The organism is Bradyrhizobium roseum, assembly GCF_030413175.1.
GTDB lineage: Bacteria > Pseudomonadota > Alphaproteobacteria > Rhizobiales > Xanthobacteraceae > Bradyrhizobium > Bradyrhizobium roseum.
The window spans coordinates 3,094,232-3,104,217 of record NZ_CP129212.1 but is presented as its reverse complement, the minus strand read 5'-3'; the positions used below and the strand labels follow the sequence as shown (position 1 = coordinate 3,104,217).

Here is a 9,986-nt window from a genome sequence, read left to right as displayed (position 1 = left end):
GCGCGGAAGACCGGGGAGACCGCTCGGGTGAGATTTCAAGCGTTGGAATATTGAGCAAGCCAGCGCGGGTTAAAACAAAACATTGAAAACAAGAGCAAGAGTGAAAGAACCAAAAGAGGCACCCGCAAGAGGGGCAGCGTAGCGCCGAGCCGAAAGCGGCGGGATTCGGGACCGATGCAGTCGCGAGACCGGTTAACCGGGCACGCGCGCGACGCGCAGTGATAGCGAAGCCGCGAAGCGGCAGCCGTCCGCGCGAGTGCCTCAGGCGAGCGACACATCACATAACTGCTAGCAGGTCTTTGTGATGCGCAGCAGCATCGGTCCATTCAAAAGCCTACGCGGTCCAAGCATGACGAAAGCCGGATTGCTGGTGCGTGAAGTACGATCTGCATGCGCGGCGACTTGCGTCTTGCAAACGATACAACTTGAAATTACAATCGTGTTGAATTGCTGTTGAAGAAATTATCGAGATAAGAAGCCGAGAAGTGACACGGTTAGTCTTTTCTAGCTCTAGTCCGTTGGACGCCTCGGACTCGTCACAAGATAATTGATTTTTTTTTAGGGGGAAGGGATGGCTGGAACATTTGGTCCGCCAGCGATGATCGGCGATTTCGACAGATCGCTGGCTCATAAGCAGGCACTCTACGATGCGTGGCACCAGACGATAGACCGGTACATGACCGCCGTGAACCGCAATCGCGCCGCGACACCCGCTTTCTTCAACCCGCTCCACCCGCCTGCAGGACAGATTACTCAGGCCAGTCCTGAATGGTCTGGTATGCCCAACATGCTCTTGGCGATGAACGACGGTGACGTGCTCGCGGCCGCGCGTGTCGCCGAGTCCCCGATCCGCTGGGGCGACCAGGATCCCGGCCATCCCAAGGGGATTGCCTATTCGCTAGTCCGAGATGCTGCGACGCGTCAGCGTCTCGACCTGTTCTACCGCCCCCAAGACGAGTATCTCGAATGGTCGCTCGAGAAGGATGCTGATGGGATCATAACGGCCGTCAACTTTACCTGCGAAGGGCCTGAATATTGGGAGACGATCGGCAATACTGATCGGGCGCTCCTAGAAACTCTCTATGGCGAGCTCAGCGGCGACAAACACATTCCGGCCGCCGATCTCTATTTCTCCAGACCCGCTGAGATGGTCGACGGTGGCGGCAACGTGACGCGCACTTTCGCCGTCCACGACTACAATCCTTGGAACAAATGGAATCTCAAATATGCAATCCACCTGACCCACGACTCCAACTCGTTAGGCGCTGAGGTCAATCTCGGGCGCGATGCGAGCTATCTCTGGGGTAAAGATGTCCTCAAGACATCCGACCCCGATCTGATCTGCTGCGCCGCTTATGGTGAGATTAACCGCAACAGCGATCCCACCATCGGTGCCAAGGTCAACTCCCTCGTGCGAGCTGGGAACAGTGTCAGCCTTCGCAACCCGGTCGGCCTCTACATCAAGGGTCTGGACACCACCGCGTTCAGCCTGGACGGTAACCCGGTCCAGAACATCGCAAGCTGGTTCGTGCCAATCCGGCCCAAGCCCGCCGACGTCAAGGACATGATCCTGCGCGCGCGCTTCGCGGTGCCGGATGGGGTAATGCATGGCGGCAAACAACTCCGCGTCGGCGACATGGCGGTCGACGGCACAGCGATCGCAACCGGCGGACAAGTGGCTCGCTACGTCACGATGACCCTGTACGGGCTAGCGGTCGCGGGAGCACCGCACCAGGAGCCGAGAGTCTGCCAACTCAGTCCTTGCCCGAACCATGACCATCCCGATTACATCGACGGAGTCGACTATGGCACGCCGTGTCCCGATAATGGCGACGCGGCAGTGGCGTTAGTGAAGAACCTGCACGCGACCGCCAAAGCGGGGCTCGGCGGCGGACTCCAGGATGCCGGCCTCGCGGCGCCCACGGTGCGCGTTGCACGCCGCACCGGGACGATCGTGATCCCATGACGGCGGAGCCCGTCCTCGCGACCAGCGAGATCCAGGGCAACTCGCTCGGAGGCTTCAACAAGAACCATCAGACACTCGTGCATTTCGCGTTCCCCGTAGACCTTGCCGCCCTGCGTCAATGGCTGCAGGGTTTGGCGCTTACGGACCTAGCCGAGGTGGTCGCGTTCAAGCGGCAACTCCTAGCGATGAAGGTCGCCGGCAACGATACCTCGGCCATGAAGGTCTGTTGGCAGAATATCGCCTTCACTTATCGGGGATTGGTCAAGCTCAGCCCGACTGCTACTCAGTTTACCGATACGCTTTTCATAAATGGACTGGATGGGACGGCCTCCCGTACCATCGGCGATCCGACCACTGCGGGCGCGCCGGGTGAGATATCAACTTGGAAAATTGGTGGTCCGGACACGCTTCCTGATGCAATCCTAATCATCGCCGCGGACGATCCAGTTCAACTCGATGCCGCTTTGGCCGCCCGGCAAGCGGAGTTGATCAAAGCGGGCTGCACGATCATTCACGTCGACGCCGGGCATGACCCGTCCTTCTATTCGGACGCGGCGCATCAGTTTGATGCCGGGCATGAGCATTTCGGATTTCGCGACGGCATCTCGCAACCGGGTGTGCGTGGTCAGCTCTCGGCCGCGGATGGTGACTGGCTCACTCCGCGGCCCGCAGCGCAGCCTGGCCCTTCAACCGACCCAGAATTCGCACAGCCCGGCCAGATCCTCGTTTGGCCGGGCGAATTCGTATTCGGCTATCCAAAGCAGAACTTGAGCTTCGTCCGGCTGAGCGCGAAAGGGCGAAAGCTCGGCCCACCGGCCCCAGCGATCGATCAGAGCGCGGTCGCACCTTGGTGGGCTGCGAACGGCTCTTTCCTCGCCTTCCGCCGGCTACATCAGGACGTACCCGCTTTTCTGGGATTTTGTCAGAGAGTTGCGGCTAGCGCCTCGACCGCCTTCGCCAAGCCCATGTCCCCTGAACGGGCTGCGGCACTCGTGGTTGGCCGGTGGCCGAGCGGCGCGCCTGTTCGCTTATCGCCCAATGCCGATGATGCCATTCTGGGCGGTGACGATGCGCGCAACAATGACTTCACCTTACTCGACGATCAGGACGGCCGCGTCTGTCCGCTCGCCGCCCATATCCGCAAGGTGAACCCGCGTGGTGTCGCGACTGATGACGGGATAGCGCCCCACACGCTCGGCCATCGCCTGCTGCGGCGCGGTATCCCTTATGGAGCGCCGCTTGCGTCAGGCGCTCCGGCCGATGGAGTCGATCGAGGACTGCTCTTCCTATCCTATCAGACCGATATCCAGAATCAGTTCATGTTCCTAGCCAATCGCTGGGCCAATGCGGCGAACCGCCCGGTGGCTTCAGTGGCGCCGGCACTTCCTGGCGTTGTGGTAGGAGACGGGTTCGACATGGTGATCGGGTCAAATCCAGATGGAGAGCGTGAACGCTTCTTCGTTTGCTACGACGGCGCGACTGCGGCGCGCACCGAGACCGGAGCCGCTCAACCGGATTGGGTCTTTGCCACTGGCGGTGGCTTCTATTTTTCGCCGGCTATAAGCGCTGTGCGCGCTCTGGCCGGGCAAGCTTTCGAGCGAGAGTGGAGAGCGATCATGGCGGTTGCCAAGAAAACGCAAAAGAAGCCTCGTAATAAGGCGTTAGGTGCAGAGGATACCAGCACGCTACTCCTATCTCCCGCGGGAAGACTGCTCGCGACCAACTTCACGCTACCGCCGGGCCCACTTGCGGTACCGGTTTATCCCATCGCCGATCGACGCCGCTTGATCGACCAGCTGACGCTCGCACTGGTGAGTTTTTACGTCCATCTCAACCGTAAGAAGGCGATCTACGGCTTCGATCCAGTTCGCGCACTCGCGCTGCTGGCGCCCAAGATCGACACGATGTCGGACGGTGAATTTCATGGGGCTCTCGTCGAGTTGCTCGCGCGAGTGCGCGATAGGCACGTCATCTTGCTCGGTCGGGCTCCGTATGGTGCGGCCACGATGGTGCCATTCACTATCGAGACTTGCTGGGAAAACGGCGACCAGCTCTATGTCGTGACCAAGATTGATCCGAGCGCACAGACCAAAACGCTCAAGCCGGGCGCACGCGTTAGCCATTGGAACGGCATCCCGATCGATCGTTACATCCGCCTCAATTCCAATCTATTCGACGGAGGTAATGAGGCTGCAGCGCTCGCCCGCAGCTTGGCGTTCTTGACGCATAGGCCGCTCAATCGCTTTGGGCCGCCTCTGGAGGAGTGGGTCGACCTTCGCTTCACTCTCAACGGCGTTGTGTCTGAGGAGCGGTTCTCATGGGTCGGTTTCAATCCTACCGCCGCCCCCGCCTATCCCGGCCTCGGTCGCAACATTACCGGTTTTGGTGGCGACCTGCCGCTTCTCGACCTCCAGAATGCGCGCCGTATCCGACTCGCGCCGCAAAGCTTCGATGTAGCACCTGCCGCACCGGCGGCCCAGCCGATCGGCGTTCCCAGGGTCCTGGGCCACGCTGCGGCTGGCGTTATCGATTACGGGACTGTGACGACTGGCGATGGCACCTTTGCCTATCTTCGCTTCTGGTCGTTCCAAGCCAACGCAGTCGATGATCTCGTAAATGCACTAACCCCGATCCTTCCCGCGCTCCCGCAGAACGGCCTCATCTTCGACATGCGTGGGAACAGCGGCGGTTACATCGCGGCGGGAGAACGCGTTCTGCAACTCTTCAGCGCGACGCCGATCGTTCCGGCACGCTTTGAATTCCGGGTGACCGACCTGACCCGTGCGATGGTGAACCTGAGCGACGAATTTAGCAGGTGGCGTCCGTCCTTCGCCGAGGCGTTCGCAACGGGGGAAGAGTATACCCGCGGCATTCCCATCGAAGGAGAAGATGCAGACTACAATAAGGTTGGTCGCAAATATCCTGGCCCGGTTGTCCTCGTCAGCGATGCACTCGCATTCAGCACTGCTGACATTTTCGCTGCGGGCTTCATCGACAACGGTCTAGGCAAGGTGATCTGTACCGACAGCAATATGGCGGCCGCTGGTGGCAACAATTGGACCTGGGATGTAGTGCGCATCTACAACCCCGACTTCCGGCTCGACGCCAAGCTGAAGGCCGACATGGCCACAGGTACGCTCACAGCCGGTATCGTAGACGCGTTCAACACGGGCGGCGTCTCCCTTTCCGCGAAAGCGACGCTATCGACCGGCGTGGTCAACGATGGCGACACGATCTGGACCATTCAGGACGATACACTTACTCACACGGTCCGTGACCAGAGCTGGATGAGCCCGAACCTCGAAGTCTACCTTGATCACAGCCTGTCGGGGCTCGCAGATCTGCCTTCCGGGCTCATCCTAAGCCTCACCATGCGCCGCGCGGTGCGCGTCAAGATCAACGAGGGGCGGATATTGGAGGATGTCGGCATCGTGCCGGACATCCTCTACCGGATGACGCTGCGCGACGTGATGGAGCAGAACCAGGATCTGTTTGATCGCGCGGGCAAGGAACTCGTCGCACCCATTGCCCGTGCTCCGGCTGTTTGATGGGATCGCCCGAGCGCGCTCACTTTCTTGACCGCCGACACTCGGTAGCACAACCTTTCCGGGGCCCATTGAAGGGATCGCGCACCTCATAAGCGCTCGTCTCCCTCATCTGCTGCCGAGCGCCTGCATTTATCCCTGCGAGCTGAACGCCGCTGTTCATCTTGTTGGTATTTGCAGCTATCGGTGACTAAACCCTTCGCAACTTCAATTCGTTATGTTGCTAGGTGATTGTCGGCCAGGGCATAATTGCTCAAAGCACCACATGGAATGCGCGAAAGCCCTGAGGCACAGGCATTTCAGTCACGTTCTTGTTTTCATGCCGCCGCACTTGTCCTTCGCCTCGCCAACGCCACTACCCTCGCACGCGGTCCGGCGCCGCAGCTACCGAGCAGCGTTTACTCGCTTGTTCGCTTAAACGGCGCCTCAGGGTCCTCGGCAACCTGAGCAAAGAACATCTTCTGCTGAGCAAATCCTCCAAATTGCATGCCCCAACTGACAACGCGGGCTACAACGAAATCACGCCCCTGTCTCGGCGGAATTTTCAGCGTAGCAATTTCAACGGCGCGCTCAAGGCTATCCGCGACACCCTCAAAGACCTGGGGTCCATCGTACACTGTCATTGCATTCTCCTCTGAGTGATTACTTGTCTGGTCGAATAGGATAGCGATGCGACAAAGCCGTCACGAGATCGCGCCGAACGATTTTACTCCGGTGAGCTGCCCAAGCTCTGTCAGCAATTGTGGCGGCAAGGGAATGTTGGCCTCCGTATGCCAGTTCAGCGTCCGACCACCAATTTCCTTCGCTTCGCGCGAGACGGAGCTTCCGAGCTCACGCGCGGCTACGATCAGACTCTCAGTCGCTTCTCTTATCTGCTCGCAGGCCTCGAGTATCCGTCCTGCCTTGCGCAATGTGGAGGCTCGAACTGCGCCAGACATGGCTAGCGCGACCCGCATGGCAGCGGGGGCGGCGCTAAGCAGACCTCGGCGGATCAAAATCGCTTCGTCAATCGTTGCGAGGGATTCGTCGATACGGCTGGCTTCAAAGAATCGGTACGCCAGGCTGTGCAATGCCATACCAAGCCGCTGTTGGAATGCTTCCGGATCTCGCTCTACCAAGGGTCTGAGTATCTGAATAGCTCTCTTGGACGTCTCGATTGCTTCTTCTGTTCGATCGACGTCATTTAGTCGATTAGAAAGCGAGTTTAGAATCCGAGCATGCTGTTCGGCAAACGCATCTGGTCGCGTGGCTGCCAGTTTTGCCATTATGCTGTCTGCTTCCTCAAGCAGTCCGAGCGCCTCATTGAAGGAACGGCCAATCGCCAACTCGTTTGCGACGTTGTTGAGTTCAACGGCCAGTAGCGGCAGGAACTGGTCGGGATTTCGATCGGCTAACGTTCGATACAAATCGAGCGCTTCTTTTCCAGCAGCGATCGACCCATCAACATCATTTGCCTCAATGCGAAATGTGGCAAGTTTGGAGAGTTGTTCCGCAAGCAGCGTGCGATATTTGCCTGGGTGCTGCAGCATAATCCTACGCACTAGATCGACGGCCCTGTTTGAACATCTGACGGCCTCAGGGCGCTCGCCCATCGACCGCAATGACGCGGCTTGCAATCCCAGCGCTCGTGCGAGTCGTGCTTGGCTCTCCGGATCGGAGATACGAGCTAGTCCTTCGCGTATCTCTACCGACTCACGAATGGCGGAGAGGCCGTCCGCGTACCTTCCGACCTCATCAAGGCACGATGACAACGTTTCCAGCGCACGAGCAAGGTCAGCAGCACGCTGCTTGTGCTCACCGCGCAATGATTCGACGGCTCGTTCTGCCTCCCGTAACGCTGCTTGTCTTTCACCAATCGCACTCAATCGCGATGAAAGATCCAGGCGGAGGACCGCGGTATCCTCCGGAGACAAGGAGGTGCTCTTCGCACTCAAGACCATCGAGGTAACGGTCGCGGCCAACTCGCGCAGCGCGACGCTATTTTCTGGCAGCAGTTGAAACAAACGCTGTGCGACTTGGTCATTCCCCTGTTCGCTCAGGACTTGATCGAGCACCCGTCCGATGGGGTCCCCCGTTTCGATGCCAACTTGAATTGCCAATGCTCCGAGACTATCAATGCGGCCACTGAGAGCCGCGCGGAGCTTGCCCGTCTCCTCCGCACGCCTACCGGCGAGGCGGGTTAGGATCGTTAGTGCATGTAATGCGGGATTCATTGGGGTGAATGCTCGAAAATCGCGGCAAGAAACTCACCAGGCTCCCCTCCAAGCGCGGTCTGCACAACATGCTCGCCCAACAGATCGGGCAAGATCGGGTCAATCCATCGCTCGCCAGCGTACACGTCATGAAGCAGCTGTCCGACTGCGTTGAGCACAACGGGGCGCTCATCACGAAGCAACGGCAGGGTCGAGATCACACGGATAGCGACATCTCGATCAGCAGCTCCGCCCGTAAGCGCAAATGCCGCGACGGCCTGCAGGATCGCGGGCTCATATATTTGCTCGAGTCCCAACGATTGCGCCCGGCCATGCCAAAACCGCCGTTCACGAGCCAGGGCGTGATCGAGCACACCTTGGTCGCCACGCACGACTACCCCCTCCACGGAGGCGAGCGCCGCCATATGCAGCAGCAGCGCCCTGTCAAAGCTGGGATCGGAGAGGTCGAGCGCAGTGGCATCACTTCGCGATCGTCCGAGCACCTTGGTGAAGTGTTCTAGAGCGAGTTCATACGACGCGCGTCGTTCGTCACCGGTAGAAGCGAGAGGCCGGAGCGCCGATCGACTGCAGGCAGGCCCGGAGAGTACGTCGCCGACTGCATTACTCTCACTGCGTAACGCTTCCCACCAGTCATCAGCAGCGCGAGCGAGCAAAACGATACGTGTGATGCAGCGGTCGTGAGCCTCAAGCGACGCGGCTATTACATCGGCGACATCAGATCGACGGTTTTCCGCGTAGTCAATGACCACAAGGGCGTGCTTCGCTCCAGCAAGAATATGCTTGAGCACACCTCTGAAATCGCTGCTCATCGTCCGTTCGAGAAACCCACAGGTCCACCCCAGCCCGCGTGCCGTCAGGCAGACTTCGGTCATCAAGCGCGTTTTTCCCATACCACCGGCGCCAGTCAGCAGGCGAACCTGGAGCCGCTGAGAGGACGCAAGCCACTGACGTAAATCGTCAAGCTCCGGGTGGCGGCCGTGAAACGGTACCGGACGGTCGATGTCGGCACGCAGCAAGGCTCCCGGAGACGAGATTCCAGGAATAAAAGGGCGCGATGGCACGCAGAGAACGGCTTCGCGTAGCAGTTGGTCACGAAGCGGCAAAGGAATTGGTTGGGCGGCGAGCAAATCAAGCTTCGCCAGCACCGTCCTGCGGAACTCAGCTTCAGTCGCGTCCAGAATTTTCCGTTCCTGCGCTGCGGCCGCGAATAGTGCTCCAATCAATTGTTTGCAGAGCGCCGTCTCCTCCTGGGAGAGCCCTCGTATCAACTCCGCTTTGCTGGACATAATCTGCCTTGCGGCCGTATCCGCATCGTAGCCACTTGCCTGCCAGGCGGACCGGAGTGTGCGCTCGTCCGAGATGGCAGCTTCGAGCGTTGCCAGGAGCGGCCCTGCCTCGAGGGTTGCGTGCTCAGCATCAAGGATTTGTTCGAGGTCGCGTGCGATGGCTCGGTTGAGGCGCGCTAAGATATCTTCTTTCGAGCGCGAGGCATTTGCATCGACGAACAGACCAGCAACCTCGGCGCTAATATCCGAAGCAAACGCGCCGACAAGCGGGCTCGCTAGCTTCAATCCATACTTGACCAATAGTTTGACTAGCTTCGGATCCACTGGCTGCAATCCTCTTCCTGTTGCAAATAGCTCGATACTGAAATCCCGGGACAAGTAGAAAAGGTAATTGGCGGGACGGAGTGGATCTTCGGCTATCCGACGCCGCGTCCGCCAGTCCCAGCGATAATCTATAACAAATCTCTGGACCACCCGCGATAGTTGCGGTAGCATAAGTTGCTATTTCAGGCTGGAGCTTCCCTTATGGCGAAGGTACAATCGATTTCAGCGAAAGAAATTACAAGCGCAGTGCGCAAGGCGGTCGCCAAAAACGAGACTCTCAGGCAACTCACCTCGGCAAGCCCTGGCATTGCTACGATTAAGCCACCAATCCTCGGCCTCTTAATCCGGGATGTGGATTTGAAGGATAGCTCGATCGGCGAGCTCAACCAGCTCGCGGCCGACGTCGCTAAATCGCTTCCTGCGGCAAAGGGAGCCCAGCCCGCTGCCCTCGTACATGGCGGCCACATAATCATCGGCTTTATTCAAGAATCGGCCGTCACATTGTTCAAAGAGTAGCGTTATGGCTGCGCAGAAGCGCACCGCGCCTGACTTGCAGTGTCCGAGTGCTCAGCCAGGAATGGCCGACGCACACATTCTCGGTATTGTCGACGCGAGCGGGGACGAACCTAGCGTCGCGTATTTAAGTGAACGA

The 9,986-nt window shown here is 59.1% G+C and carries 6 protein-coding genes; 3 read left to right on the top strand and 3 right to left on the bottom strand.

The window, feature by feature from the left end; genetic code table 11:
- The first annotated feature begins 571 nt into the window (after nucleotides 1–571).
- Both QUH67_RS14700 and QUH67_RS14695 read left to right on the top strand, forming a co-directional pair.
- Entirely contained in the window at nucleotides 572–1,966 is a 1,395-nt protein-coding gene (locus QUH67_RS14700; RefSeq protein WP_300947398.1) for a hypothetical protein, read from the top strand.
- The gene (locus QUH67_RS14695) at nucleotides 1,963–5,514 is read left to right on the top strand and encodes a Dyp-type peroxidase (protein ID WP_300947397.1); all 3,552 of its coding nucleotides are present in this window, start codon (nucleotides 1,963–1,965) and stop codon (nucleotides 5,512–5,514) included. The genes QUH67_RS14700 and QUH67_RS14695 overlap by 4 nt, the downstream gene beginning before the upstream one ends.
- Before the next feature lie 395 nt (nucleotides 5,515–5,909).
- Here QUH67_RS14695 and QUH67_RS14690 read toward each other — a convergent pair whose 3' ends face one another.
- Genes QUH67_RS14690 through QUH67_RS14680 form a run of 3 tightly spaced genes read right to left on the bottom strand, consistent with a single transcriptional unit; the run spans nucleotide 5,910 to nucleotide 9,334 of the window.
- Entirely contained in the window at nucleotides 5,910–6,134 is a 225-nt protein-coding gene (locus tag QUH67_RS14690) for a hypothetical protein (protein ID WP_300947396.1), read from the bottom strand.
- 60 nt (nucleotides 6,135–6,194) lie between these two features.
- The gene (locus QUH67_RS14685; protein WP_300947395.1) at nucleotides 6,195–7,724 is read right to left on the bottom strand and encodes a hypothetical protein; all 1,530 of its coding nucleotides are present in this window, start codon (nucleotides 7,722–7,724) and stop codon (nucleotides 6,195–6,197) included.
- Nucleotides 7,721–9,334, bottom strand: a complete 1,614-nt coding sequence (locus tag QUH67_RS14680; protein WP_300947394.1) for a hypothetical protein — start codon at nucleotides 9,332–9,334, stop codon at nucleotides 7,721–7,723. Before QUH67_RS14680 ends, QUH67_RS14685 begins: the two co-directional genes overlap by 4 nt.
- 201 nt (nucleotides 9,335–9,535) lie before the next feature.
- Between QUH67_RS14680 and QUH67_RS14675 the strand changes: the two genes are divergently transcribed.
- The gene (locus QUH67_RS14675; RefSeq protein WP_300947393.1) at nucleotides 9,536–9,850 is read left to right on the top strand and encodes a hypothetical protein; all 315 of its coding nucleotides are present in this window, start codon (nucleotides 9,536–9,538) and stop codon (nucleotides 9,848–9,850) included.
- The last annotated feature ends 136 nt before the right edge of the window (nucleotides 9,851–9,986 follow it).

Bases quoted from the DNA above. Each gene is read 5' to 3' on its own strand.
- QUH67_RS14700 (WP_300947398.1), top strand. From the start codon at position 572: ATGGCTGGAACATTTGGTCCGCCAGCGATGATCGGCGATTTCGACAGA.
- QUH67_RS14695 (WP_300947397.1), top strand. From the start codon at position 1,963: ATGACGGCGGAGCCCGTCCTCGCGACCAGCGAGATCCAGGGCAACTCG.
- QUH67_RS14690 (WP_300947396.1), bottom strand. From the start codon at position 6,134: ATGACAGTGTACGATGGACCCCAGGTCTTTGAGGGTGTCGCGGATAGC.
- QUH67_RS14685 (WP_300947395.1), bottom strand. From the start codon at position 7,724: ATGAATCCCGCATTACATGCACTAACGATCCTAACCCGCCTCGCCGGT.
- QUH67_RS14675 (WP_300947393.1), top strand. From the start codon at position 9,536: ATGGCGAAGGTACAATCGATTTCAGCGAAAGAAATTACAAGCGCAGTG.